The 24,862-nt window shown below is 61.3% G+C and carries 23 protein-coding genes and 1 pseudogene; 17 read left to right on the top strand and 7 right to left on the bottom strand.

Translation table 11 applies throughout. From position 1 onward, the window contains the following. Positions 1-130 precede the first annotated feature (130 nt). The 7 genes from IFT59_RS12350 to IFT59_RS12320 all read left to right on the top strand — a co-directional run bounded on the left by IFT59_RS12350 (position 131) and on the right by IFT59_RS12320 (position 6,369). Positions 131-2,032: a potassium transporter Kup gene (locus IFT59_RS12350; RefSeq protein ID WP_192086963.1), complete on the top strand. Its 1,902-nt coding sequence runs from the start codon at positions 131-133 to the stop codon at positions 2,030-2,032. A 239-nt stretch (positions 2,033-2,271) separates the two neighbouring features. Continuing rightward, a complete protein-coding gene (locus IFT59_RS12345; RefSeq protein ID WP_192087169.1) occupies positions 2,272-3,447 on the top strand; it encodes a cell wall hydrolase in 1,176 nt (391 codons plus the stop codon). Between the two features lie 242 nt (positions 3,448-3,689). Further along, positions 3,690-4,043: an AtpZ/AtpI family protein gene (locus tag IFT59_RS12340; protein WP_062579350.1), complete on the top strand. Its 354-nt coding sequence runs from the start codon at positions 3,690-3,692 to the stop codon at positions 4,041-4,043. Positions 4,044-4,106: 63 nt separating this feature from the next. Next, a complete protein-coding gene (locus tag IFT59_RS12335; RefSeq protein WP_062453688.1) occupies positions 4,107-4,859 on the top strand; it encodes a F0F1 ATP synthase subunit A in 753 nt (250 codons plus the stop codon). 67 nt (positions 4,860-4,926) lie between these two features. After that, the gene (locus tag IFT59_RS12330) at positions 4,927-5,154 is read left to right on the top strand and encodes a F0F1 ATP synthase subunit C (RefSeq protein WP_037087706.1); all 228 of its coding nucleotides are present in this window, start codon (positions 4,927-4,929) and stop codon (positions 5,152-5,154) included. An 80-nt stretch (positions 5,155-5,234) separates the two neighbouring features. Further along, positions 5,235-5,879 carry a F0F1 ATP synthase subunit B gene (locus IFT59_RS12325; RefSeq protein ID WP_371816117.1) on the top strand — a complete coding sequence of 215 codons (645 nt, stop codon included), beginning with the start codon at positions 5,235-5,237 and terminating at the stop codon, positions 5,877-5,879. Between the two features lie 4 nt (positions 5,880-5,883). Next, the gene (locus tag IFT59_RS12320; RefSeq protein ID WP_062453686.1) at positions 5,884-6,369 is read left to right on the top strand and encodes a F0F1 ATP synthase subunit B; all 486 of its coding nucleotides are present in this window, start codon (positions 5,884-5,886) and stop codon (positions 6,367-6,369) included. A 52-nt stretch (positions 6,370-6,421) separates the two neighbouring features. Here the strand turns inward: IFT59_RS12320 and IFT59_RS12315 are convergent, their stop codons facing one another. Further along, the gene (locus IFT59_RS12315) at positions 6,422-7,132 is read right to left on the bottom strand and encodes a ribonuclease HII (protein ID WP_192086962.1); all 711 of its coding nucleotides are present in this window, start codon (positions 7,130-7,132) and stop codon (positions 6,422-6,424) included. A 238-nt stretch (positions 7,133-7,370) separates the two neighbouring features. Further along, positions 7,371-8,528, bottom strand: coding sequence for a PA0069 family radical SAM protein (locus IFT59_RS12310; protein WP_192086961.1), 1,158 nt, complete (start codon positions 8,526-8,528; stop codon positions 7,371-7,373). 130 nt (positions 8,529-8,658) lie between these two features. Here IFT59_RS12310 and IFT59_RS12305 point away from each other — a divergent pair, with 130 nt between their 5' ends. Beyond that, positions 8,659-9,189, top strand: a complete 531-nt coding sequence (locus tag IFT59_RS12305) for a glycosyl transferase (RefSeq protein WP_192086960.1) — start codon at positions 8,659-8,661, stop codon at positions 9,187-9,189. A gap of 9 nt (positions 9,190-9,198) precedes the next feature. On the opposite strand, the gene moaB is transcribed toward IFT59_RS12305, so the two are convergent. The 4 genes from moaB to IFT59_RS12285 form a co-directional block, all read right to left on the bottom strand. Continuing rightward, entirely contained in the window at positions 9,199-9,750 is a 552-nt protein-coding gene (moaB, locus tag IFT59_RS12300) for a molybdenum cofactor biosynthesis protein B (protein ID WP_184653994.1), read from the bottom strand. Continuing rightward, positions 9,747-10,661 (bottom strand): 4-(cytidine 5'-diphospho)-2-C-methyl-D-erythritol kinase, encoded by a 915-nt coding sequence (locus tag IFT59_RS12295; protein ID WP_192086959.1) that lies wholly within the window; start codon positions 10,659-10,661, stop codon positions 9,747-9,749. The genes moaB and IFT59_RS12295 overlap by 4 nt, the downstream gene beginning before the upstream one ends. Before the next feature lie 18 nt (positions 10,662-10,679). Then, a complete protein-coding gene (locus IFT59_RS12290; RefSeq protein ID WP_192086958.1) occupies positions 10,680-12,515 on the bottom strand; it encodes a tetratricopeptide repeat protein in 1,836 nt (611 codons plus the stop codon). Between the two features lie 192 nt (positions 12,516-12,707). After that, entirely contained in the window at positions 12,708-13,724 is a 1,017-nt protein-coding gene (locus tag IFT59_RS12285; RefSeq protein ID WP_062453680.1) for a polyprenyl synthetase family protein, read from the bottom strand. 106 nt (positions 13,725-13,830) lie between these two features. On the opposite strand from IFT59_RS12285, the gene IFT59_RS12280 reads away from it, so the two are divergent. From IFT59_RS12280 to IFT59_RS12265, 4 genes are all read left to right on the top strand, one after another. After that, a complete protein-coding gene (locus tag IFT59_RS12280; protein WP_062453679.1) occupies positions 13,831-14,052 on the top strand; it encodes a putative signal transducing protein in 222 nt (73 codons plus the stop codon). Further along, entirely contained in the window at positions 14,049-14,855 is an 807-nt protein-coding gene (locus tag IFT59_RS12275; RefSeq protein ID WP_446737819.1) for a tRNA1(Val) (adenine(37)-N6)-methyltransferase, read from the top strand. The genes IFT59_RS12280 and IFT59_RS12275 overlap by 4 nt, the downstream gene beginning before the upstream one ends. A gap of 84 nt (positions 14,856-14,939) precedes the next feature. Then, positions 14,940-15,806, top strand: coding sequence for a S49 family peptidase (locus IFT59_RS12270; protein WP_446737818.1), 867 nt, complete (start codon positions 14,940-14,942; stop codon positions 15,804-15,806). Positions 15,807-15,836: 30 nt separating this feature from the next. Then, positions 15,837-16,031, top strand: coding sequence for a hypothetical protein (locus IFT59_RS12265; RefSeq protein WP_184653991.1), 195 nt, complete (start codon positions 15,837-15,839; stop codon positions 16,029-16,031). A 253-nt stretch (positions 16,032-16,284) separates the two neighbouring features. Here IFT59_RS12265 and IFT59_RS12260 read toward each other — a convergent pair whose 3' ends face one another. Continuing rightward, positions 16,285-18,105 carry a methyl-accepting chemotaxis protein gene (locus tag IFT59_RS12260; protein WP_192086956.1) on the bottom strand — a complete coding sequence of 607 codons (1,821 nt, stop codon included), beginning with the start codon at positions 18,103-18,105 and terminating at the stop codon, positions 16,285-16,287. A gap of 339 nt (positions 18,106-18,444) precedes the next feature. Between IFT59_RS12260 and IFT59_RS12255 the strand changes: the two genes are divergently transcribed. From IFT59_RS12255 to glyS, 5 genes and pseudogenes are all read left to right on the top strand, one after another. After that, entirely contained in the window at positions 18,445-19,380 is a 936-nt protein-coding gene (locus IFT59_RS12255; RefSeq protein WP_192087167.1) for a glycine--tRNA ligase subunit alpha, read from the top strand. Between the two features lie 94 nt (positions 19,381-19,474). Then, on the top strand, positions 19,475-20,026 hold the full coding sequence (locus IFT59_RS12250) for a LemA family protein (RefSeq protein ID WP_113109574.1): 552 nt from the start codon (positions 19,475-19,477) through the stop codon (positions 20,024-20,026). Between the two features lie 13 nt (positions 20,027-20,039). Next, entirely contained in the window at positions 20,040-21,953 is a 1,914-nt protein-coding gene (locus IFT59_RS12245; protein ID WP_192086955.1) for a DUF2207 domain-containing protein, read from the top strand. 279 nt (positions 21,954-22,232) lie between these two features. Continuing rightward, positions 22,233-22,691 (top strand): annotated as a pseudogene (locus tag IFT59_RS12240) (endonuclease domain-containing protein). Between the two features lies 1 nt (position 22,692). Continuing rightward, positions 22,693-24,849, top strand: coding sequence for a glycine--tRNA ligase subunit beta (gene glyS, locus IFT59_RS12235; RefSeq protein ID WP_192086954.1), 2,157 nt, complete (start codon positions 22,693-22,695; stop codon positions 24,847-24,849). The last annotated feature ends 13 nt before the right edge of the window (positions 24,850-24,862 follow it).

Below are 24,862 nucleotides of genomic sequence, written 5' to 3'. Positions count from 1 at the left end.
CAGCCCTTGCCTTGTGCAATTGCTGTCTTTATAGGCGCCTCCCGCCGGAGGGCGCTTCCTTGCTCTTCGCGGGCGGAGCGAAGTATCCGCATTTTTCCGTTGAAAGGCTGGCTCGAACGCCAGATGCCGAATGGGCCACCCAGCAGAACATAGTGCCGCCGAGAAAACCAAAGGACATGGGCTGTTCGCGCTTGCGCTCGGCTCTGTCGGTGTCGTCTATGGCGATATCGGCACGAGCCCGCTCTATGCCTTTCGCGAGGCGTTGAAGCCCGTCGCCCATGACGGCGTCACGCAGATGGAAATCATCAGCCTCATCTCGCTGATGATCTGGACGCTGACCATCATTGTCACCTTCAAATACGTTCTCTTCCTGCTGCGCGCCGATAACGATGGAGAGGGTGGCACGCTGTCGCTTCTGGCGCTCATGACCAAAGGAGCGTGCGGCCATCGGGCTGTCCTGATGCTGCTCGGGCTGATCGGCGCCGCGCTGTTTCTGGGCGATGCGATGATCACGCCGGCGCTGTCGGTCCTGTCGGCGGTGGAAGGCCTGAAATACGTATCACCGCATTTCGAAAGCGCCGTTCTGCCGATTTCGATTGCCATCCTGGTTGCGCTGTTTGCCATCCAGTCGAAGGGCACCGGCATGGTGGCGAAGTTCTTCGGACCGATCACCGCCATCTGGTTTCTCGTGATGGGCGGCATCGGCCTGGTGCATATTTTCGACGACCTCAGCATTCTGGCCGCTTTCAATCCATTGCATGCCTTCCAGTTCATGAGCGAAGAAGGCTTTGCCGGCGTCGTCGTTCTCGGCGCCGTCTTTCTGACGGTGACCGGCGCGGAAGCACTTTATGCTGATCTCGGCCATTTCGGTCGCCGTCCCATCCAGTGGGCTTGGTTCGTCTTGGTATTTCCGGCGCTGACGCTGAATTATCTCGGTCAGGGCGCCATGGTGCTGAGCCACCCCGAAGCGATGAGCGATCCGTTCTATTTGATGTTCCCGCAATGGGCGCTCGTTCCGGTCATCATTCTCGCCACCTGCGCCACCATCATCGCAAGCCAGGCTGTCATTACCGGCGCCTTCTCGCTGGTGCGCCAGGCGATCCATCTCGGCTATCTGCCGCGCATGCAGATCCTGTTCACCTCGGAAACCAATACCGGCCAGATCTTCCTGCCGGGCGTCAACACGCTGCTTCTGGTCGGCGTCATCGCGCTGGTTCTTGGTTTCGAGAGCTCCGATGCTCTGGCCACCGCCTACGGAATCTCGGTGACCGGCGCCATGGTGGTGACGACGCTGATGGCGTTCGAGTTCGTTCGGCTGAGATGGCGCTGGCCGCGTGTGCTGGCAACCCTTGTGCTCGCGCCGCTTCTGCTGCTCGAATTCGTTTTCCTGGGCGCCAATCTTTTGAAGATTCATGATGGCGGCTGGGTGCCGGTCATGATGGCGATCGGCTTTACCGTCGTCATGTGGACCTGGAAGCGGGGTGCTGCGATCCTGTTTGAAAAGACCCGCCGCATCGATGTGCCGCTGCAGACCTTTATTCCCATGGTGGAAAAGAAAAGCGATCATGCTCCGGTGTCCGTGCCAGGCGTCGCCATCTTCCTGACCGGTGATCCGCAGACAGCACCGGCGGCCTTGCTGCACAACATCAAGCACAATCACGTCCTGCATGCGAAGAACGTCATCCTGACCATCATCACGGTCAACAAGCCGCGCGTATCGATCGAGGATCGCTACCGGGTCGAGAAGCTGTCGGATCGGTTCACGGTCATCGAACTGCGCTTCGGCTTCATGCAATCGCACAATGTCTCGCAGTCGCTTGCCTATCTGAGAAAGACCGGCTTCAAGTTCGATATCATGTCGACGTCGTTCTATCTCGGCCGACGCAAGCTGGTACCGGACGCAGCCTCCGGCATGCCCATGTGGCAGGACCGGTTGTTTATCGCGCTCGCCAATGCCGCAACCGATCCGTCCGACTATTTCCACCTGCCGGCCAACCGCGTCGTCGAACTGGGTTCGCACGTCATCATCTGACGGAAAGGTCGCCCAAAACCCGCGTGGCATTTCGGACACGAGCCTCTGACGTTTAAGTGAAAATGCCCAAATCCCAGCGTTACAAGGGATTCTGTCTATAAGCGTTAACTGCTCATCAAGGTTAATGATTGATGTTTGACCCATCGATCAGTCATTGAGGTCCCTGGTTGACCTGCCTTGTGGAGTAGCCGGTTTTGCGTTCGAAGACCGTACAGCGTCGAAAGTCCTCTAAAGTGGCCATGCCGGCGGCTCGGACGAAGTCTCTTTTGCACCGCGCCCTGTCGCGCCGCGATATCTGGCTGGCGCCTGGCGTCCTTGGACTTGCTGCTTGGCTGGTGTTTCCAGCCGTTCCCGCACAAGGCGATCTCACCGATCTCCTCTCCGGCATCGATCGCGGCCGCGACCAGTGGCGCATGGTCATGACCAACTCGCCGGCCGGTTCTATTCATAACGCATCGCTTGCCTTTCCGGGTGGCGGTTCCGTGCTCGGCGGCGATGCCGGCATGACGCTGCCCGACGGTCGCCGCGTTGCATTCACCGGCAACGAGAAGTCAGGTGAGGACACGCCGGACGAAGACCGCGTCAACCGCGCTGAAAAGAAGAGCCGGATCGTAGCCGTCGAACAGATGCAGCCGCCGAAGGCCTTTTCGGCCGGGTCGATCCTCGAGCGTTCCAGCTCGCTGACCACGCCTGTGGATGCCAGCGATGAAATGACCGCCTTCGTCAAAGCCGAAGCCGACGACCACCCGGTCGAGCTCGCCGAATTCTATTTCCGCAAGGACGAGGTAAAGGAGCCCGGTCTTCCTTCGATGCTCGCCGACCTCATCACCAACGAGAAGGCAGATGTGCTGGCAACCGCCTATGCACCGGCCAAGCCCGACTTCTCGCGCAAGTCGCCCTTCGATGCGATCCTGGGCGCAAAGCCAGAAACCGGCCGCTTCATTCCGCCGATCGGCCCGGAAGACCACGCCTGGGCAGCAACAGCGCTGCCGGAAGAATCGTTTTCGCCCAAGCAGCAGCAATGCCTGGCCGCCGGCATCTATTTTGAAGCGCGCGGAGAAGAAGTGCGTGGCCAGGCAGCGGTCGCACAGGTTATTCTCAACCGCGTTCGCAATCCGCACTATCCGAAAAGCATCTGCGACGTCGTCTATCAGAACGAAGACTGGCGCAACCGCTGCCAGTTCTCCTTCGCCTGCGACAACATTCCAGACCGAATCCGCGCGCCGGATCATTTCGAAACAGCCCAGGAAGTTGCGATGGCGGTGACCGCCGGCAAGATCTGGCTGCCGGAAGTCGGCTCGGCCACTCACTACCACGCCGTCTACGTTCGTCCGAACTGGGCAAAGACCATGAAAAAGGTCGGACGCATCGGTCTGCACGTGTTTTACCGTACCTATGGTGGTGGTTGGAGCTGATAAACCCGGCCGATCTGTGAATATTCCCGCGAAGGTTTTGCCATGTTGCCGGGAATTCAGCGATAACCGCTTGAAATCGAAGCGTTAATTTCCCCTGAATCAAGGCCCGGCACCGCCTTGACTATAAGTCCTCTCAAAACTATGTTGCGCGCGACTTAGAAGCGAGCCGGAAGGCGCGAAACCCCGCTGGCTGCTGTTGCGGTTGGTCCGCTCCGAACAAGGGCGGATGGGAGGACGTGAGGATGGACAACCGCGAGGACGGTCTGGAAGAACGCCGAAAGCGTCTGTCCGCACAATTGGCGGATCGGAAGGCTGGTGACGCGGTAGAGGCGAAGCGGGAAGCGCAATCTGAAGAAAGTCGAAAGGGCATGGCCCTCGGCTTCAAGATTTCCTCCGAATTCATCTCGGCTGTCGCAGTGGGCGCCATTCTGGGCTATGGACTGGATTACTATGCCGGCACGTCGCCGTGGGGGATGATCATTCTTCTCCTTCTTGGTTTCTGCGCCGGTGTTCTGAACGTGCTTCGATCCGTGGGCAAGGTGGCCGAGCCGCCGCCCTTGCGGAAAAAAGGCAGCGGGGACGGGGCAGGGCACTAACAGGCTTGGTTTCGCAACACGAATTGAGCCGCCGGCATGGCGGCATATGAAAGAGGGTAAGCGGTGGCAAACGATCCGATCCATCAGTTCCAGATCAGCAAGATCGTCCCGATCGAGATCGGCGGTATCGACCTATCCTTTACCAATGCATCGCTGTTCATGACTGCTACGGTCGCCTGCGCAGCCGGCTTCCTGTATTTCGCATCGTCCGCCCGCAGCCTGATCCCGGGCCGCGCGCAGTCGGTCGCCGAAATGTCCTACCAGTTCATTGCCAACATGCTGCGCGAAGGCGCCGGCAGCCATGGCATGAAGTTCTTCCCGCTGGTCTTCTCGCTGTTCATGTTCGTCTTGACCGCGAACCTGCTCGGGATGTTCCCGTACTTCTTTACCGTCACCAGCCAGATCATCGTCACCTTCGCACTGGCTCTGCTGGTGGTTGGCACGGTCATCGTCTACGGCTTCTACAAGCATGGCCTCGGCTTCCTTCAGCTGTTCGTGCCAAGCGGTGTACCCGGCGCGCTTCTGCCGCTGGTCGTCGTCATCGAAGTCATCTCCTTCCTGTCCCGGCCGATTTCGCTCTCCGTTCGTCTTTTCGCGAACATGCTGGCCGGCCACATCACGCTGAAAGTGTTCGCGGGCTTTGTCAGCTCGCTTGGAGCACTCGGCGCACTCGGCATCGGCGGCGCTATCCTGCCGCTTGCCATGACGGTCGCCCTGACCGGTCTCGAATTCCTCGTTGCCTTCCTCCAGGCCTATGTCTTCGCGGTACTCACATGCATGTACCTGAACGACGCGGTCCATCCCGGCGGGCACTAAGAATAACTACCAAATTGGCGTCCTGAGGCGTCAGTCATCAGCCGCAAACCCATTCAAGGAGTTCATCATGGAAGCGGAAGCAGCAAAGTTCATCGGCGCAGGTCTGGCTTGCTTTGGCATGGCCGGCACGGCCCTCGGCCTCGGCAACATCTTCGGCAGCTACTTGTCGGGCGCCCTGCGCAACCCGTCTGCCGCTGACAGCCAGTTCGGCCGTCTGGTATTCGGTTTCGCCGTTACGGAAGCTCTGGGCATCTTCTCGCTGCTCGTAGCGCTCCTTCTCCTGTTCGTGGTCTAATACCAGACCTGGACTTCGGATCACGGTCGTCTCAAAGCGCACCGTGATCCTTCGCATTTGGAATTCACCCGGAGGTGATGATGTTCGTGACTTCGGCATATGCGCAGACCGCGCCGGCCGCTCCTGAAACGCCTGCAGCACCGGGCGCCGCACCGGCGGCCGAACCGCATGCTGCTCCGGCTGGCGAAGTGCATACCGAAACCGGTGTCGCCCACGACACTGAGCACAGTGGCGCGTTTCCGCCGCTCGACTCATCCCATTTCGCGTCGCAGCTTCTCTGGCTCGTCATCACGTTCGGTCTCTTCTACCTTCTCATGAAGAAGGTGATCGTTCCGCGCGTTGGCGGAATCATCGAGGATCGTCACGATCGTATCGCCAAGGATCTCGAGGAAGCCGGCCGCGCCAAGGCGGAAGCCGATGCTGCCGTCGAGACCTATGAAAAGGAACTGGCCGCCGCCCGCGCCAAGTCGCACGGCATTGCCGAAGCGGCCCGCGAAGCCGCCAAGACGAAGGCTGCTGCCGACCGTAGCGCCATCGAAGCCGAACTGGCCGCAAAGCTCAGTGCAGCAGAAACCCGCATCGGCGAGATCAAGGACAAGGCTTTTGCTGAAGTCGGCCAGATCGCCGAAGAGACCGCATCCGCCATCGTCGATCTCATGATCGGCGGCAAGGCAAGCGGCGATGACATCAAGGCTGCCGTCGCGGCCGCCAAGACGGGGGCCTGATCGCATGGCATTCGACGCAACATTTTTCGCACTCGTTGGTCTCGTCATTTTCCTCGGCATCCTGATCTACATCAAGGTGCCGGGCATGATGGCAAAGTCGCTCGACGAACGCGCCGCCAACATCCGCAGCGAACTCGACGAAGCCAAGAAGCTTCGCGAAGAAGCCCAGGCGCTGCTGGCTGAATACCAGAAGAAGCGCAAGCAGGCCGAAGCCGACGCTGCCAGCATCGTCGCCTCCGCCGAGCGCGAAGCCGCTGCCCTGACGGAAGAAGCCCGCCAGAAGACGGAAGAATTCGTCGCTCGCCGCAATGCGGTCTCCGAGCAGAAGATCAAGCAGGCGGAAGCCGATGCCGTGAGCGCCGTTCGCGCCGCCGCCGTCGACCTCGCCATCGCTGCCGCCGAAAGCGTCATCGCCCGCAAGGCCGATGCAGCAACGCAGGAAGCCCTGTTCAGAGACGCCGTCGGTACGGTTCAAACGCGCCTGAACTAAGCTTCAGATACATGAATTAAGAAAAGGCCGGGCGAAAGCTCGGCCTTTTGCGTTATGGGGTGAGGGTAATGTCCGAGGCCTGGAGATCGGCGAGATCGTCTTCCGGCAGCGGATCTTTCCGCATCGGACGAAAGCTCATCCGGTGGAGCGGGCAGGGGCCGTGGCTCGTAATGCCGTCGCGGTGCTGTTTGGTGGCGTATCCGACATGCTTGGCAAAGCCATAGGCCGGAAAAACGGTGCATGCGCGACCCATCATCCGGTCGCGGGTGACTTTCGCCACGATCGAGGCCGCGGCGATGGAGACCGAACGGCTGTCACCCTTGATCACCGCCTTGCCGGGGCATGAAAGGCCTGGCGGCATGTCGCGGCCGTCGGTGAGGATATAGGCCGGCTTGATATTCAGTCCGATCACCGCACGCCGCATGGCGTCGAGACTGGCGCGCAGGATGTTGCGCTCGTCGATGAGGCGCGGACCAGACGATGCAATCGACACATGCGCCGTCGCCATGATCATCGCAAACAGCGCCTCGCGCTGCTTGAGGCTGAGCTTCTTGGAATCGTTGAGACCGGGCGGAATGTTGTCGGGATCGAGAATCACGGCGGCGGCCACAACCGGACCCGCCAAGGGACCGCGGCCTGCCTCGTCGGTTCCGGCCACTGGCCAATGTCCGGCATCCCGCGCCATCAGCTCCAGGCTGAAATCCGGAACGAATGGCGTCTCTTCAAACAATGTCGGAGAATCGGGCGGCGTGCGAAGCAACATGGCGGCAGTTTCGCACGCCCGCCCGACCTCCGGCAACCCCCGGACAACGAGTGCGGCGTCGTTGCCCACCATCGGGGGCGCCCTTTCGGGATGATGGTGGGACCGGGGGTCTTTCGGCAGGTGATATGCGGGGACCGTGCCGAAATTAGAAATTAATCGACCTGAATGATATCCGCTGTACCCTGCGAGACGTCATCAGGCAGTTTCGCAGGGGCGACGGAGCTCCTGCGAATAGAATTCAAAGCAGCGACAGCTGGACGCCAGCCCCATCCGGGCGCAGGAACAGGTCGTCGCGCAGCGGCATACCCCGACGCGTCATGCCGAGCCGCTTCGTTGCCATCTCGAAGCGTCGCCCGATCTGCCAGGCGTAAGGACCGGTGCCCTTCATCCGCTTGCCGAACTCCGCGTCATAATCCTTTCCGTCCCGCATCGAGCGAACGAGCGACATCACATGCCGGTAGCGGTTCGGGTAATGCTGCAGCAGCCAGTCGCGGAACAGCGGCGCCACTTCCAGCGGCAGACGTAAGAGCACGTAACTCGCCTCCGTTGCGCCGGCAGCGTGCCCCGCTTCCAGGAGCCGCTCGATCTCGTGGTCGTTCAGCGCCGGAATGATCGGCGAGGTGAACACAGCTGTCGGTATGCCAGCGTCCGAGAGCGCTTTGATCGCCTCGAGCCGTTTGGCGGGCGTCGACGCGCGCGGCTCCATGCTGCGAGCAAGCTTGCGGTCGAGGGTGGTTAGCGATATCGCGACCTTGGCGAGGCCCTTCGACGCCATGTCGGAAAGAATGTCGATGTCGCGGGTGACCAGCGACGATTTGGTGACAATGGTCACCGGGTGGTTGGCCTTCTGCAGGACTTCCAGAATCTGGCGCATGACGCGCCATTCCCGTTCGATCGGCTGGTAGGGATCGGTATTGGTGCCGATCGCAATCGCCCGGACCTTGTAATCGGACCGGCTCAGTTCGCGCTCCAGAAGCTTCGGCACGTCAGGCTTGGCAAACAGTTTCGATTCGAAATCCAGCCCCGGCGAAAGCCCCATGAAACTGTGACTCGGCCGCGCGAAGCAGTAGATGCAGCCATGCTCGCAGCCGCGGTACGGGTTGATTGAGCGGTCGAAGGGAATGTCGGGAGAATCGTTTCGGGTAATCGCGGTACGTGGCTTTTCCACCTGCACCTCGGTCCTGAACGGTTCAAGTTCCTCGATCGTCTGCCAGCCGTCGTCGAAAGCCTCGCGACGCTCCGTCTCGAAACGTCCTGAAGGGTTCAGTCCGGCGCCACGACCGCGCCGGCGATCCCCCTCGATCCGGAGGCCGGAGGTCTTCACCAATGCATCGGCAATATCAGCCGTATGAGCAGGCGCGAATGCGTCCTGCCGCAAATGGGACAGCTCGTTCATGGGGCACTCCTAACGGGAAAAATTCCCGTTCTTGAATGACAAGATTCCTATCGCGACATTGAGAACAATGCAAGAACAAACTCGCAAAGGATTTGTGGCAATCCGTTGTACAATGCGCTAGACATTGAAAATGCTGACTGTTTTGTTGGAATGCCGGGATCAGGAAGCCGAGCTCGCGCAGACGTTGTCCATCCTTGTTTCCGCCGCGGTGGAGGGGTTGGTCAGCGATGTCGTGGTGCTCGATCACAATTCGCGCGACGGGTCTTCCCGTGTGGCGGATGCAGCCGGCTGCCGTTTCCACAGCTCCTGGGATATCGTCGATATCCTGCACAAGGCGCGCGCCGAATGGCTGCTTCTGCTGGAGCCCGGAGCGCGTCTCCAGGCCGGCTGGATCGACGAGGTCATGGAATATCTGGCGCTCAACCGGCAACCGGCCAGGTTCTCTCCGTCGCGAACCTACCGCAAGCCGTTCTTCACGCGCATCGTCCGCTCGGTTCCGCCGCTGGAGCAGGGGCTGATCCTGCCCAAGCGCGAGGCTGTCGCGCGTGCAAAATCCGGGATGGGTCTTGAGGATATCGCCAAGGCTGTGACGTCAGCCGCAAAGCCGTCGAGACTGGTGAGCGAGATAATCCCTGCCTGGGTCGCAGCGTCCGCGCGGTAGATCAGGCCGTTACTTGCCCGAACCGCGCCGCAGGTGCTCGTCCAGCCGCGGCATAATCTCGATGAAGTTGCAGGGCATGTGGCGGTAGTCCAGCTGCGCTTTCAAAATGCCGTCCCAGGCATCCTTGCAGGCACCGGGAGAGCCTGGCAGCACGAAGATGAAGGTTGCATTGGCAACGCCGCCGGTGGCCCGCGACTGGATCGTCGAAGTACCGATCTTGTCGTAGGAAATCCGGTGAAACACCTCGGAAAACCCGTCCATCTTCTTGTCGAACAGCGGCTCCAGCGCTTCCGGCGTCACGTCGCGGCCGGTAAAGCCGGTTCCTCCGGTGGTGATGACCACGTCGATCTCAGGGTCGAGCGTCCATTCGCGCACCTGGCCGGCAATACGCTCCTTGTCGTCGGGCACGATGGCGCGTGCCCCAAGCCTGTGACCGGCCTCCGCGATACGGGCAACCAGCGTATCGCCAGATTTGTCGTCCACCATAGTCCGGGTATCCGACACGGTCAGCACCGCGATCGAAATAGGAATGAACTCGCGCGTTTCGGCGATCTTGCTCATGGCTTTGCTCCGACGGTTTCGACCGCTTCGAAGTACCAGTCCGGCTTCAGGGAGGTCAGCGCCTGCGCGGCGGCTTCCGCGTCTGTCTTCGAAGGGAACACACCGAAACAGGTCGCTCCGGATCCGGACATGCGCACCAGCTCGGCACCTTGCGCTGCGATCATCGCGGAGAGTTCCTCGATCTCCGGGATGAGCGCGCGAGCTGGCGGCTCCAAGTCGTTGCGAAGCGTTTTCAGGTAAGGCAGCCAGCCGCCTGCGTCGGTCGGCGTCGGCGGCAGGGCCTCGTTTTCCTTGTCCACCAGTAGCTTGAAGATCTCAGGCGTCGAGACGCTGATCAGCGGGTTGGCGAGCACGAGGGAAAGGGAAGGCATGGTCGGCAGCGGCTCAAGCCTTTCGCCGATCCCTTCGGCCAGAATGGCAGCCCCCGTCAGACACATGGGCACATCGGCACCCAGTGATAGGCCGAGCGCCAGAAGGGCAGCTTCCGGTATCTCCGCATTCCACAGCCGGAACAGGCCGCGAAGCGTGGCCGCCGCATCAGCCGATCCGCCGCCGATCCCGGCCGAAATCGGCAGATCCTTCCTGAGATGGATCGAAACGGGCGGCGCCGGAAAGCCGTTTGCAACCAGCTGCTGGCGAAACAGACCACGGGCCTTCACCACGAGATTGCCAGCCTGGCCCGCCTCGTCATTTGAAAGCTCGGACGCAAAGCGGCCGGAAACGGAAAACTCATCCGATTCCGAGAGCGTGAAGGTCAGCTCGTCACCCAGATCGGCGAAGGTGACGACGCTTTCCAGCAGGTGAAACCCGTCATAGCGAAGCCCCACGACATGCAGGCCAAGATTGATCTTCGCAGGCGCAAGTTCTGTCAGGGCCACGTCTGTGGCGTCTTGCGTATCGGATATGGTCATGCTGGAAAGCCCGCTTTATCAGGATTTCTTGTCGGGAGTGGCAGGTGCCGGCGGGGCAGGCGGCACTGGTGCTGCCTGGCCGCGATCGGCCGTCGTCGCGTTCGGATCGAGCGGCGGCAGGCCGTTGGCGATCTTTTCCTTGACCATTTCCTTGTTGACGTCCTCGCCTTCGGAGATCAGCGTCCGGTTCCACTGGTAGACCGCTTCCAGCTTGCGGCCGACACGCCAGTAGGCATCGCCCAGATGGTCGTTGATCGTCGCATCGCCGGCCCGCAATTGTACCGCGCGTTCCAGTTCGGTCACGGCTTCATCGAACTTGCCGAGGCGGAAATAGGCCCATCCCAGCGAATCGACGATATAGCCATCGTCCGGCCGCGCATCGACTGCCTTGCGGATCATGTCGAGGCCTTCGGCAAGGTTGAGGTTGAGGTCGACAAGCGAATAGCCGAGATAATTCAGAACCTGCGGCTGCTCGGGGTTGAGCTCCAGGGCCCGACGGAAATTCGGCTCGGCCTTGTCGAACTGCTTCAGGCGTTCATAGGAAATGCCGCGCTGGAAGAACACGGTCCAGTCGCCCGGCTTCGGCACGGAGCCGATCATTTCGACAGCCTTGTCGTAATTGGCGGCCATCGCCTTGTAGTCCTTGGCTTCGGAGAGCACGCTGCCATAGGCGATATAGCTGCGGATGTCGGCCGGATCCGAATCGATCAGCGCCTTCAGATGGCTCTTTGCCTCGTCGACCTTGCCGGTATCGGACAGGGTGATGCCCAGCTGCAATTCGGAGATCCGGCGCATCGGGCTGTCGGCCGGCACCTTTGCATAAAGCTCGATGGCGCGTTGCGGCTGTTCCATCTTCTCGGCAATGCCGCCGAGCAGGATCAGCGTGTCGGCGCTCTTCGGGTCCATCGCATGGGAGATCTGCAGGTAGAGACCGACCATATCCTCAGCGCCCTGGCGGTTCAGCGCGCCGCCGATCGAAAACAGCACGCCGGCCGCGCCTTCGGCAGCATTGGTGATCTGCTGCTCGGGCTTCTCGCCCTTTTCAATGCTCTGGCGAAGCGCCTTCAGTGGCGCATAGTTGCTGATCATCTGGTCGCCGACCGAAATCGCGTCGAGCGCCTTCTGCTTGTTGCCGGCAGCGGCTTCAAGACGGGCAAGCGCCATGATGGCGCGCATGAACGTATCGGGAGCTGTCGCAACCGCTTCCTGGTTGGTAATGGCGGTGGTCAGATATTTGCGTGCGCTGGCCGTGTCGCCGGAAACCAGCGCCATGGCGCCAAGATGATAGTCCGTAAACACCTTGAACCAGTCGGGCCCCTTGAGGCCGGCAATAGTCGAGATCGCCTGACGGCCGCGGCCTGCGCCGACATCCGCCCACGCCATCATCATCTGGTGGGTCAGCCGGTCAAGATCGTTCGGGCCGGTATAGGCAAGCGTCTTTTTGGCGGCATCTAAGCGCTTGTCGCGGATCGCATCCAGCCCCCGCACGATGCGGGTGATGCGCTCGACGCCGGCATCGTCCTTCAGCCTCTCCGCTTCGCTCAAGCCGCCTTCGAAATCGCCGCTCAGAAACAGCGAAATCATCAGGCGTTCGCGGATTTCAAGGTTGGCCGCATCAAAGGAAAGCGCCTTGCGATAGAGCGCAATCGCGTTCGCGTAATCATGGTCGACATCGGCGGTGCGGGCAGCGAGGAACGCGCCCGAAAACGACTGCGCGTCGCTGGCATCAAATTTCACGCTCTCCGCGGCGGCCGGCTTCGCCTCTGGCGTCGCCGCTTGCGCTGCACCGGCGAGCATGAGAACGGCTGCGAGCGCTGCGCTGGAAAGCAGACGGAGGCTGTATTTCTGCCGCATAAAAAGAATGCCTTTCGTGGTGGGCCTTGAGCAGGCGACGCTTTGACGGTGGCAAATCGCCACCATCCCGCGCCAATTGAGTCATGACAGAATGGCTTTTTTGAAGCATGTCCGCAAGGAATTCTCCGGCATCGCAGAGAGCGGATGCCGGGCAGGAACGGTCACACCTTCGTCAACGCGACGGAGAGAGCGTCAGTTCACGCGCTGGATGGAGAAGTCGATCACCTCGAGCATCGCGGATTTGAGCGGCGATGCCGGCAGCGGCGCCAGCGCATCGCGGGCAATCGTGCCGTAATGCAGGGCCCGACCGATCGTGTCGTTCAGCGCGTCGTATTTCTTGATCAGGCCCAGCGCCTTTTCAAGATTTTCCTCGCTGCTTTCGCCCTGTTCGATCGCCGTCTTCCAGAATGCCCGCTCCGTTTCGGTGCCACGCCGGTAGGCAAGGATGACCGGAAGCGTGATCTTGCCCTCGCGGAAATCGTCGCCGACATTCTTGCCGAGATCGGCAGCGGTGCCGCCGTAATCGAGCGCGTCGTCGACCAGCTGGAAGGCGTAGCCAAGGTTCATGCCGTAGGAGCGCATTGCGGAACGCCCGGCCTTGTCGGCATTGGCGATGATCGGGCCGACTTCCGCCGCCGCCGCAAACAACGCCGCCGTCTTGGCGCGAATGACGGAGAGATAGTCGTCCTCGGTGGTTTCCATGTTCTTGGCGACGGAAAGCTGAAGCACTTCTCCTTCCGCAATCACGGAAGCCGCGGTTGCCAGAACGTCCAGCGCTTCAAGCGATCCGACTTCGACCATCATCTTGAAGGACTGGCCGAGCAGAAAGTCGCCGACGAGAACACTGGCCTGGTTGCCCCAGATCATCCGTGCGGTGGATTTGCCGCGGCGCAGATCGCTTTCGTCCACTACATCGTCATGCAGCAGCGTTGCCGTATGCATGAATTCGACGCTGGTCGCGAGCTTCACATGGCCTTCGCCCTTGTAGCCGAACAGCACCGCAGACGCGAGCGTCAGCATCGGCCGAAGCCGCTTTCCGCCCGACGAGATCAGGTGGTTGGCAACTTCCGGGATCATTTGCACGTCGGAGCCTGCCTTCGACAGGATCAGCTGGTTGACCCGCTCCATGTCTCCTCTCGTGAGGTCCACCAGGGGCTTCACGGAAGCAGATTTGTTTTTGCCTTCTTCAAGCGGTATTACGACGCCCAACGACCGGACTCCTAAATTAAGTTCCGGCTTGGACAATAGAAAGCGTGGCAGGATGCGGCAAGTGACAATTCGCTGACCTGCCGTTTTTGAGGGGGATTTTTGCCGCATGCGGGAACTCATTCGCGCCAACGACCCGGTGCTTCTCTCGGTTGCGAGCAGCCTGATGAAGGATGCCGGCATTCATTTCATGGTTGCGGACCAGTCCATGAGCGTGCTCGAAGGCTCGCTCGGCATGCTGTCGAAACGCTTCCTTGTCGAGGAGGAGAGGGGAGACGAAGCCCGCCGCATCCTGATCGATGCCGGCCTGGAGGCGGAGCTTCGACCGTGACCACGTCCGCCGGCATCCCGCAGGATCTTTCGTCGGACTTCACCATCGATGCGTTTCACCGCGGCCGCTTCCATCTGGTGCAGCCGAAGGGCGGCGGCCACAGGTCCGGCGTGGATGCGATGCTGCTCGCCTCGCTTGTGGCGGACGAACGGTCCGTTTCGGTTGCCGATCTCGGATCCGGCGCCGGTGCCGCAGGACTAGCGGTCGCGAGCCGGCTCGAAAACGCCCGCATCGTTCTGGTCGAGAAGTTGCCGTTGATGGCGGAGTATGCGCGGCGAACGCTGGCTTTGCCGGAAAATGCTTTCCTGTCTGATCGTATCACGGTTCTCGGCGCCGATGTGACGCTCACGGGCAAGGCCCGGGTCGACGCGGGATTGCACGACGGCGTGCACGACCATGTGATCATGAACCCGCCCTTCAACCACGCCGACGACCGCATAACGCCGGATGCCTTGAAGGCCGAAGCGCATGCAATGACCGCTGGCCTGTTCGAAAACTGGCTGCGCACGGCCGCCGCCATCATGAAACCCGGCGGGCAATTGTCGCTGATCGCCCGTCCGGATTCCATCGGCGATATCATCGAGGCCTGCGGCAAGCGCTTCGGCGGGCTTGAAATAACCCCGGTCCACCCCCGCCCGGGCGAGGATGCGACCCGCATTCTGGTAACCGGGGTCAAGGGATCGAGAGCGCGGCTGGTGTTCCGCGCGCCGCTGATCGTGCATGGAGCGGATGGCAATTCCTTCATGTCGCAGGCGGACGATTTGAACAACGGCCGCACCGCCTATCACCGAAGACGGCGGTAAAACCCCGTTTTTAGAGGCTCAGCCATTGTGTTCGCCCTTCGAGAACATACATCCAGGCTTCCGATATATGCTTGAACAGGATGGATGATGAGCTTCTTGAATCGCCTGCTGCCAAAACGTTTCCGCAAGACCGGTTTGTCGATCCCGGTGGTCCGACTGCATGGCACGATTATGGCGGGCGGCAGCCAGTTCAAGCAGACCCTCAACATCGCAACCGTGGCGCCGATGCTGGAAAAGGCCTTCGCAAAGAAGGATGCGCCGGTCGTTGCCATCTCCATCAATTCGCCGGGCGGCTCGCCTGTCCAGTCGAGGTTGATCTACCAGCGCATCCGGGCTCTCGCCGAGGAAAAGAACAAGAAGGTTCTGATCTTCGTGGAAGATGTGGCAGCGTCTGGCGGCTACATGATCGCTCTTGCCGGCGACGAGATCTTTGCCGATCCGACCTCGATCGTCGGCTCGATCGGCGTCGTGTCGGGTGGTTTCGGCTTCCCGGAAATGCTGAAGAAGATCGGCGTCGAACGCCGCGTCTATACGGCCGGCGAGAACAAGGTGATTCTCGATCCTTTCCAGCCGGAAAAGGAAGGCGACATCGAGTACCTGAAGACGCTGCAGCTCGAGATCCACAAGGTCTTCATCGACATGGTGAAATCGCGCCGCGGGTCGCGGCTTGGCGAAGATAGCACGATTTTCTCCGGGCTCTTCTGGACTGGCACCCGTGGCCTCGAACTCGGCCTCATCGATGGGCTGGGCGAGATGCGCGATGTGATTAAGCGCCGTTTCGGCAAGGATGCCAAGCTGGAGCTGATCGGCGGCACGCGGACCCTGTTCGGTCGCCGGGTGCCGGGCGTTGCGCTAGGATCCGCCAATCTGGGGGAAATTGCCTCAGGCGCCACGGCAGGTCTTGCCGAAGGCCTGGAAGAACGGGCAATGTGGAGCCGCTTCGGGCTCTGATATGCCCGCCTTATAAGGTTTCGACGGGAAATGGCTCAGCTCATACTTCTGGCCCTGCTGATCGGCGGCGGATGGATGCTCTACAAGCGCTTCATCAAGGACGCCGAAAAATTGACGGCCCGCACGCGCCGTGAGGAAGAGCAGCAACGCACCGGCGCCATGGGAACGCTGGAAAAGGATCCGGTGACGGGCGAATACCGGGTCAAGCGCGACGACGACGTCTGATCAGGCTGTCGCCGGCGAGTAGTCGCTGTCGATACGGTTTAAAGACATACACTTTGATATCGCGCTCATGGCCGCGTCACCCGCTTGCCACGTTGCTCCATCCTCTACTCGCGCTCTCGTTCCTTCCTCCGCCCACGCCTCCCTCTCTTCCCTGACAAGCACAGGAATGAGGGAGGTTGGCGCTCCACATAGAAAAAAAGCAGCGTCCGTTCCCGGGCGCTGCTTTTGCGTTGGTAGTTCCGGGCTCCGATGATCAGGCGGCCCGGCGTGTCTTGTCATGCTGGCTGGCAGCGGGCCGGCCGAGTGTGAACTGTGAGATCAGCTCGTGCAGGCGGTGGCTTTCGGTGGCCAATGAGGCGCTGGCGGCACTGGTTTCCTCCACCATCGCTGCATTGCGCTGCGTCACCTGGTCCATCTGATTGACGGCTGTATTGACCTCGGCAAGACCGACCGACTGCTCGCGCGACGACGTTGCGATCGCGTCCATATGCTGGTTGATGGTAATGATGTAGTCGCCGATCACCTTCAGGGAGCCGCCGGTTTCCCGCACCAGTTTCACACCGCTCTCGACCTCTGTCGTCGAATTCCGGATCAGTTCCTTGATCTCCTTGGCGGCCCGAGCAGAGCGCTGCGCCAGCTCACGGACTTCCTGTGCGACCACCGCAAAGCCCTTGCCGGCCTCACCGGCGCGTGCGGCCTCGACGCCCGCATTGAGCGCCAAAAGGTTGGTCTGAAAGGCGATCTCGTCGATGACGCCGATGATGCTGGAGATCTGTCCCGAGGACTCCTCAATCCGCTGCATCGCATCGACCGCACTGGCAACGACGATGCCGGACTGGGTGGCGCTGGCATTGGCCTGGATCGCGATCGCGCGGGCTTCGTCGGCGCGCTTGGAGGCGTTGGCGACATTGATGGTGATCTGGTCAAGCGCCGCAGCAGTTTCTTCCAGCGAGGCGGCCTGCTGTTCCGTGCGTTTCGACAGGTCGTCCGAACTGATGCTGATTTCGCGGGTGCCGGTGTCGATAGAGCCTGCCGCCTGTGCGACGGTGGTCAGCGTCTGGTCAAGCTGATGTACGGCTGTGTTCAGGTCGTGCCGCAGCGCTTCGAAATCAGGTGCGAAAGCGTCCGAAAGGTGAAAGCTGAGATCGCCTGCCGCGAGCTTTCGCAGCCCGCCCGCCAGGCTGGAGGTTGCCTCGTGCAGCATCACGCGGGCTGCCGCTTCTGCTTCCCTGGTCACCCGGATGCGATCGGCTTCGTTGCGCTCACGCGCGGCAATCGCCTCCGCTTCCAGTCGCTTGTTGGTGATCGCTGCCTGCCGGAACACCTCGACAGCCGTCGCCATCTCGCCGATTTCGTCGGTGCGATTGATCCCCGTGATGGACAGCGCCGTGTTGCCTCCGACCAGCTTCTGCATGTCGCCTGCAAGAAAGCGGATCGGCTGAATGATGGTCTTTCGCGATACGAACAGCAGGACAAGCGCAGATACGGCCGTTGCGGCCAGCACAGTCTTGAGGATCGTGTCGATCAGAACCGCCAGCCGGTCGCTGTTGAGCTTGACGCCGTCGGACAGCGACGAGATGCTATCGCCTGCTTTTTCCATGGCGGTTTCGAGGATCGAGAATTGCTGCTGGAATGCAGGCAGCGACAACAGTGCTTGATCCGGGTGGCTCGCTGCCTGCGCGACAATGGCGCTGGCATTGTCGATGTAACCACGCAGAGGCGTATCCAGGTTTTTAAGAACAGCCTGTATCTCGGGATCGGTCACCAGAGCCTTGTTGTCGTCGATTGCCTTGCGGAACGACTCGACACGCTCTTTCAGATCCGAGGTGACGTCAGCGGTGGAGATCTCGCCTTGGGCATTGCGTGCCATCAGTGCCGAAAGAACATCGGCGCGCAGGGCGTCGTGCATCATGTCGGCCTGCATATGATTGCGCAAAATCTCGGCGGTGCGCGCGACGGTATCGACATTGTTCGTCAGCGTCGTCGAACCCCAAATCCCGGCTCCGGCAGCACCGCCCGCAAGCACGAACATCGCAAGGCTCGTAAAGATCATCTTGGTACGAATTGTTACCATTTCAATCGTCCTATTGTGCGGATTTGTTGAAATTTAGCATAGTTTACTTAAGAAAAATGAAACGTTCCGACGCCCGGTCCGGTCTGGGTCGTTCTATACTTGGCAATAAAATCAGAGATTTATCCGAACGGTGCTTTGAACCATAGGTGACCTGCCCCTGCGTGAATTGCGATTGATCAAGTGACGTTTGGCCCGGCGATGTCGCGGTTCGCAACTGCGGCCGCAGCCGGGCGAATGCCGCAAAACTCTTGACCCCCAGTCCCGCCCGTGGCACCTGACGCCACCGGAAATAAGCAAATAGCGACCAGTCCCATGACCGCCACGACCCTGCCAGATCACATGAACCCGAAGCGCTCGTTCCAGGCGCTGATCCTGACCTTGCATGCCTATTGGGCTGACAAGGGCTGTGCGGTCCTGCAGCCATACGACATGGAAGTCGGTGCCGGCACGTTCCATCCGGCCACAACGCTGCGCGCGCTTGGTCCGAAGCCTTGGAAAGCTGCCTATGTGCAGCCCTCGCGTCGCCCGTCCGATGGTCGCTACGGCGAAAATCCCAACCGGTTGCAGCACTATTACCAGTATCAGGTCATCCTGAAGCCGAACCCGTCCAACCTGCAGGAACTCTATCTCGGCTCGCTGGCCGCGATCGGTCTTGATCCGCTTCTGCACGATGTGCGCTTTGTCGAGGACGACTGGGAAAGCCCGACGCTCGGCGCCTGGGGTCTCGGCTGGGAATGCTGGTGCGACGGCATGGAAGTCTCGCAGTTCACATACTTCCAACAGGTCTGCGGCATCGAATGCTCGCCGGTCGCCGGCGAACTGACCTACGGTCTCGAGCGGCTGGCCATGTATGTCCAGGGCGTCGACAACGTCTATGACCTGAATTTCAACGGCCGCGAAGGCGAAGAGAAGATCTCCTACGGCGATGTCTTCCTGCAGGCAGAGCAGGAATATTCCCGCCACAACTTCGAATTCGCCAACACCGAAATGCTGCACCGTCACTTCATCGATGCCGAAAAGGAATGCCAGGCGCTGCTCGCTTTCGGCGCGCCGAGGGATCAGGCGAACCAGATGCTGCACAAATGCGTCTTCCCGGCCTATGACCAGTGCATCAAGGCATCCCACGTGTTCAACCTGCTGGATGCCCGCGGCGTGATTTCGGTCACCGAACGCCAGAGCTATATCCTGCGGGTGCGCACACTGGCCAAGGCCTGCGGCGAAGCCTTCCTGCTGACGGATGCCGGCGGCGCCAAACTCGGCCGGGAAGCTGCCTAGAGCGTTTCCGGGCTAACCCACCGATTTCCAGTGACAATTCACTGAACCCGACTTAGTCTCCGCCCGGCTATTGTTATCCGGGGGAGTTCTCGTCATGTATATCGCGCTCGGCATTCTTGCCCTCGTGGCTGTCTATCTCGTCGTCATCTATAACGGCCTCGTCAAGGCGCGACAGATGGCCGAGGAAGCCTGGTCCGGCATCGACGTGCAGCTGAAGCGTCGCGCCGATCTGATCCCCAACCTGATCGAGACCGTCAAGGGCTACGCGGCCCACGAAAAGGGCACGTTCGAAGAGGTGGTGCGGCTGCGCAACCAGGCGCAGGCGGTGCCGGCCGGCGACGTCGCGGGCCGTGCCCAGGCCGAAGGCATGCTTTCTCAAGCGCTCGGGAAACTGTTTGCACTCGCGGAAGCCTATCCGGATCTCAAGGCCAACCAGAATTTCTCCGAGCTGCAGGCCTCGCTGGAAACCATCGAAAGCGAAGTCCAGATGTCGCGCCGCTATTACAATGGTGCTGCGCGCGAACTGAACGTCAAGGTGGAAACCTTCCCCAACAACCTTGTTGCCGGCCAGTTCGGCTTTTCCAAACGCGAGTATTTCGAGATTACCAACGAAGCCGATCGCGCTGTACCCACCGTGAAATTCTGATCGGAGCCGGCTGATGGTTCGGCGCCTTGTTCTCGCTGTTGTGCTCTTCTGCGCGGCATGGCTTCCCGCCGCTGCCGAGGAGTATATCCGCAGCTACCATTCCGAAATCGCAGTCGCGCCGGATGGCGAGCTTAAGGTGACCGAGACGATCGTCGCCAAGTCGGAAGGCAACCGCATCCGCCGCGGCATCTTCCGCGACTTTCCGCTGACCATGGTCGATGCCGAGGGACGCACGGTTCGGGTCGGCTTCGATATCGTCTCCGTCACCCGCGATGGCCGCAATGAACCCTACCGGACCGAGACCATCGCTGGCGGCATCCGCATCTATTCCGGAGACCAGGACGTTTTCCTTCGCGATGGCGAGCATACATTCGTGCTTACCTACAGGACCGACCGGCAGATCCGCTACTTTGACGATCACGACGAACTCTACTGGAACGTCACCGGCAACGGCTGGGATTTCCGCATCGCCCAGGCCTCGGCCAGGGTGACGCTGCCGGATGGCGGGCAGGTGCAGCAGACGGCCGCCTTTACCGGCCCGCTCGGCTCGACCGCCCGCAATGCCCGCATGCAGGCAAACGGTGACAGTGCTGTCTTCTCGACGACGCGACCGCTCGGACCGCAGGAAGGGCTGACGATCGTTGCCGGCTTTCCGAAGGGCGTCGTGGCCGTACCCTCAAAGGATCAGGAACGCAGCTGGTGGCTGCGCGATCATATGGGCACGCTGATCGCCGGCGCCGGTCTCGTCATCGTGCTGGCCTATTACTTCGCCGTCTGGAAACGCGTCGGCCGCGATCCGGCGCGCGGCATCGTCGTTCCGCGCTGGGATGCGCCGGAAGGCCTGTCCCCGGCGCTGGTCAACTATATCGACAACAAGGGCTTTTCCGGTGGCGGCTGGACCGCCTTTGCCGCGAGCGCCATCGATCTCGCCGTCAAGGGCTATGTCGTGCTCGACGATCTCTCGAGGCAGATCGTCATCAGGCGCACCGATAAGAGCAGCGGCCGCGATCTGCCCGCCGGTCAGTCCGTGATTCTCTCGGCAGTCGGCGGCAAGGGTGAAAGCTTCGTCATCGACAAGAACAACGGCACCGCCGTCCAGACTGTCGGCAAGAATTTCCGGCAGGCGATCGAACGCGAACATCGCGGCAAATATTACAACGCCAACTGGGGCTATGTGCTCGGCGGCATCGGCCTCAGCGTCATCTTCCTCATAGCCCTGCTTGTGTTCGGCAATCTGGAACCGGACATGATCGCCGTGCTGATCGTGCCGGTCTTCGTGGCCGTCTTCTTCGGCTTCATCGCGGTCGGCTTCGGCAAGAAGCTGCGGCGTGGCTCGTCGCTGTTTGGCCGCATCATGACCGTGGTCGTGCTCGGCTTTATCGGCCTCGTCGCGCTCTCGATCGTCACCTCCGTTCTGGTGGCGCTCGTTTCCGAACTCACCGGTACCGATCACTGGCCGCTTCTCGTCTCGGTCGGCGGCATCGTGCTCGCCAACGTCATGTTCTTCTTCCTGATGGGGGCGCCGACGCCGATCGGCGCCAAGCTGATGGACGGGATCGAAGGCCTGCGCCTCTATCTCACCGTGGCCGAGAAGGACCGCATGAACATGGCCGGCGCACCGGAAATGTCGCCGCAGCATTTCGAAAAGCTTCTGCCCTATGCAGTAGCGCTCGGCGTCGAGAAGCCGTGGAGCCAGGCATTCGACACCTGGCTCGCAGCCGCCGGTCTCGGCGCCGCCTACACCGCCGCCTGGTATCACGGCGGCGGCTTCAACAGTTTCGGAGACCGCATCGGCGGCTTCTCCTCCTCCATGGCCTCGACCATATCCTCGACCCTGCCACAACCCACATCCTCCTCGTCCTCAGGCTTCTCCGGCGGCGGCTTCTCGGGCGGCGGCGGCGGTGGAGGCGGGGGAGGCGGCTGGTAGTGTCCTTCACCTCCGCGTGAGGAGGTGAAGTCGCCGGTGACTTCCTTCACCTCCCCCTTGAGGGGGGAGGTCGCCGCAAAGCGGCGGGTGGGGGTGACGCCTGCCTCGAGCACTCTCGTGGGGTGACGCATGGCAGAAACCTCGACCCTGCCACAACCACATCCCCCTCAAGGGGGACGCGGCTCATGACTTTCTTCACCCCCCCCTTGAGGGGGAAGGTCGCCGCGAAGCGGCGGGTGGGGGTAATTGCATGCTTCGAACACTCTCTCGAGGTGGCGCATGGCAGAGGAAAAACCGGCAAAACTTCAACGCTTCAAAGTCGCCAACGCGCGTCGTTTGCGAAACAACGCGACGGATGCCGAAGCCAGGCTTTGGCGCCATCTCTGGAAGATCCCGATTGAAGGCACGCATTTTCGCAGGCAAGTCCCGATCGGCCGGTACTTCGCCGATTTCGCCTGCCACAAGATCGGCCTGATCATCTAACTGGATGGTAGCCAGCATGCGCAGGAGACTGCGCGCCGATATGACGCCGAACGGACCGCTTACCTCAAGGCGTCGGGTTACCACGTCGTCCGATTCTGGAATGCTGAAGTGCTTGACGAACTCGAAGCCGTTCTCGACACCATATTTGCCATTGTGCAGCAGCGCTTAACTTTGCTAGCAGAAGCACACGATTGTCACCCCACCCCGGACCTGCGGTCCGACCCTCCCCCTCAAGGGGAGGGTGAGGAAGAATGATATGCCCGATCTGCTCCTAGAACTCCGCTCCGAGGAAATTCCGGCCCGCATGCAGCGCAAGGCTGCCGGCGATCTGAGGAAACTCGTCACCGATGCGCTGGTGGATGCGGGCCTGACCTATGAGGGCGTTCGCGAATACTGGACGCCGCGGCGCCTCACCCTGGATATCCGCGGTCTCAACGCGCGCTCGGCCGATCAGCGCGAGGAGATCAAGGGCCCATCCACCAAGGCGCCGGAACAGGCGATCGCCGGCTTCCTGCGCAAGGCAGGCCTTGCCGATATCTCGCAAGCCCAGGTCGCCAGCGACCCGAAAAAGGGCGATTTCTACGTGGCCGTCGTCTCCAAGCCCGGCCGTGCGGCGGAAGAGATCATCGAAGCGGTCATGCCCGGCATCATCCGCTCCTTCCCCTGGCCGAAATCCATGCGCTGGGGTGCCGCCTCCATGCCGAAGGGCGCAAGCTTCGGCGGTATCGAGGGCAAGGGGTCTGAAAGCCTGCGCTGGGTGCGCCCGCTGCAATCGATCGTCTGCATGTTCGGCACCGAGCATGAAGAAACCAAGGTCATTCCGTTCCAGATCGACGGCATCACCGCCGGCAATGTCACCTATGGCCACCGCTTCCATGCGCCTGAGGCCATAACCGTGCGCCGCTTCGACGACTATGTGTCGAACCTCGAAAAGGCGAAGGTCATGCTCGATGCGGATCGCCGCAAGGACATGATCCTGCACGATGCCCGCGACATCGCCTTCGCCAACGGTCTCGACCTCGTCGAGGACGAAGGCCTGCTGGAGGAAGTCTCCGGCCTCGTCGAATGGCCGCATGTTCTGCTCGGCACGTTCGAGCAAGACTATCTGGAAATCCCGGCCGAGATCATCCGTCTCACCATCAAGACAAACCAGAAATGCTTCGTCACCCGTCGTCAGGGTGCTGACGATGGCAGCCTGTCCAACCACTTCATCCTCATCTCGAATATCGAGGCCAAGGATGGCGGCAAGGAAATCGTTCACGGCAACGGCAAGGTCGTGCGCGCGCGCCTTTCCGACGCTCGCCATTTCTGGACCCGCGACCAGGGCGACCTGCCTGATCTCGCGACGCTCGAAGCCTCGGCTGAGAAATTCGGCCTCGATCTCAAGAAGCCGCTCGACCAGCGCATGGCCAAGCTCGATGCGCTTAACGTTACCTTCCACGCCAAGCTCGGCAGCCAGGGCGAACGCGTCACCCGCATCCGCGCACTGGCAAAGGAACTGGCGCCGATCACCGGTGCCGATCCGGTTCTGGTCGATCGTGCCGCCGTGCTCGCCAAGGCGGACCTGCGCACCGAAGCCGTCGGCGAGTTCCCGGAATTGCAGGGCCTGATGGGCCGCCGCTACGCCGTGCTGCAGGGCGAGGATGCATCGGTCGCCGCCGCCATCCAGGACCACTGGAAGCCGAACGGCCCCTCCGACCGCCTGCCGGAAGACAAGGTCGGCCTGACGCTGGCGCTCGCCGACAAGCTGGATACGCTCGTCGGCTTCTGGGCCATCGACGAAAAGCCGACCGGCTCCAAGGACCCCTATGCGCTGCGCCGTGCAGCGCTGGGTGTCGTGCGGATTTTGCTGGAGCGGAAGGTGCGGTTGCCGTTGCTTGCGGTCACCAAGGATTCAGATCTCCTCTCCTTCTTCCACGACCGCCTCAAAGTCTATCTCCGCGATCTCGGCGCCCGTCATGACATCATCGATGCGGTGCTGACGCCGGACGCGGACGATCTGCTGCTGGTGGCCCGTCGTGCCGAAGCGCTGACGGCCTTCATCACCTCCGAGGACGGCAAGAACCTGCTTGCCGGCACCAAGCGCGCCACGCAGCTGCTGGCCGCCGAGGAGAAGAAGGGCACTGTCGTTGCCGATCGCGTCTCGGAATCTCTCCTGACGCTCGATGCCGAAAAGGCGCTCTGGGCGGCGATTTCGCAAGCCTCGAAGGAAGCGTCCGACGCGGTTGCCAAGGAAGATTTCCGCTCGGCCATGGAAGCCCTGTCGAAGCTGCGCGTACCGGTCGATACGTTCTTCGGGGACGTGCTCGTCAATGACGAGGATGCCGCAATCCGCGCCAACCGCCTCGCTCTCCTGAAGGCGATCCGCGAGGCGACAGCCACCGTTGCGGACTTCTCCCGCATCGTGTCCTAACCTTTGTTCTCAA

The organism is Rhizobium sp. CFBP 8752 (genome assembly GCF_014842035.1).
GTDB classification, from domain to species: Bacteria; Pseudomonadota; Alphaproteobacteria; order Rhizobiales; family Rhizobiaceae; genus Neorhizobium; species Neorhizobium soli.
Note: the sequence above shows the minus strand (reverse complement) of the source record. Positions and strands in the feature narration are given on the sequence as shown.

Coding starts and splice junctions, on each gene's coding strand:
- IFT59_RS12295 (WP_192086959.1), bottom strand. CDS start 10,661: ATGACCATATCCGATACGCAAGACGCCACAGACGTGGCCCTGACAGAA.
- IFT59_RS12265 (WP_184653991.1), top strand. CDS start 15,837: ATGGCTCAGCTCATACTTCTGGCCCTGCTGATCGGCGGCGGATGGATG.
- IFT59_RS12245 (WP_192086955.1), top strand. CDS start 20,040: ATGGTTCGGCGCCTTGTTCTCGCTGTTGTGCTCTTCTGCGCGGCATGG.
- IFT59_RS12260 (WP_192086956.1), bottom strand. CDS start 18,105: ATGGTAACAATTCGTACCAAGATGATCTTTACGAGCCTTGCGATGTTC.
- IFT59_RS12305 (WP_192086960.1), top strand. CDS start 8,659: ATGCTGACTGTTTTGTTGGAATGCCGGGATCAGGAAGCCGAGCTCGCG.
- IFT59_RS12330 (WP_037087706.1), top strand. CDS start 4,927: ATGGAAGCGGAAGCAGCAAAGTTCATCGGCGCAGGTCTGGCTTGCTTT.
- IFT59_RS12280 (WP_062453679.1), top strand. CDS start 13,831: ATGCGGGAACTCATTCGCGCCAACGACCCGGTGCTTCTCTCGGTTGCG.
- IFT59_RS12310 (WP_192086961.1), bottom strand. CDS start 8,528: ATGAACGAGCTGTCCCATTTGCGGCAGGACGCATTCGCGCCTGCTCAT.
- IFT59_RS12250 (WP_113109574.1), top strand. CDS start 19,475: ATGTATATCGCGCTCGGCATTCTTGCCCTCGTGGCTGTCTATCTCGTC.
- IFT59_RS12270 (WP_446737818.1), top strand. CDS start 14,940: ATGATGAGCTTCTTGAATCGCCTGCTGCCAAAACGTTTCCGCAAGACC.
- IFT59_RS12290 (WP_192086958.1), bottom strand. CDS start 12,515: ATGCGGCAGAAATACAGCCTCCGTCTGCTTTCCAGCGCAGCGCTCGCA.
- IFT59_RS12255 (WP_192087167.1), top strand. CDS start 18,445: ATGAACCCGAAGCGCTCGTTCCAGGCGCTGATCCTGACCTTGCATGCC.
- IFT59_RS12350 (WP_192086963.1), top strand. CDS start 131: ATGGGCCACCCAGCAGAACATAGTGCCGCCGAGAAAACCAAAGGACAT.
- IFT59_RS12315 (WP_192086962.1), bottom strand. CDS start 7,132: ATGTTGCTTCGCACGCCGCCCGATTCTCCGACATTGTTTGAAGAGACG.
- IFT59_RS12345 (WP_192087169.1), top strand. CDS start 2,272: ATGCCGGCGGCTCGGACGAAGTCTCTTTTGCACCGCGCCCTGTCGCGC.
- moaB (WP_184653994.1), bottom strand. CDS start 9,750: ATGAGCAAGATCGCCGAAACGCGCGAGTTCATTCCTATTTCGATCGCG.
- IFT59_RS12325 (WP_371816117.1), top strand. CDS start 5,235: ATGTTCGTGACTTCGGCATATGCGCAGACCGCGCCGGCCGCTCCTGAA.
- IFT59_RS12340 (WP_062579350.1), top strand. CDS start 3,690: ATGGACAACCGCGAGGACGGTCTGGAAGAACGCCGAAAGCGTCTGTCC.
- glyS (WP_192086954.1), top strand. CDS start 22,693: ATGCCCGATCTGCTCCTAGAACTCCGCTCCGAGGAAATTCCGGCCCGC.
- IFT59_RS12320 (WP_062453686.1), top strand. CDS start 5,884: ATGGCATTCGACGCAACATTTTTCGCACTCGTTGGTCTCGTCATTTTC.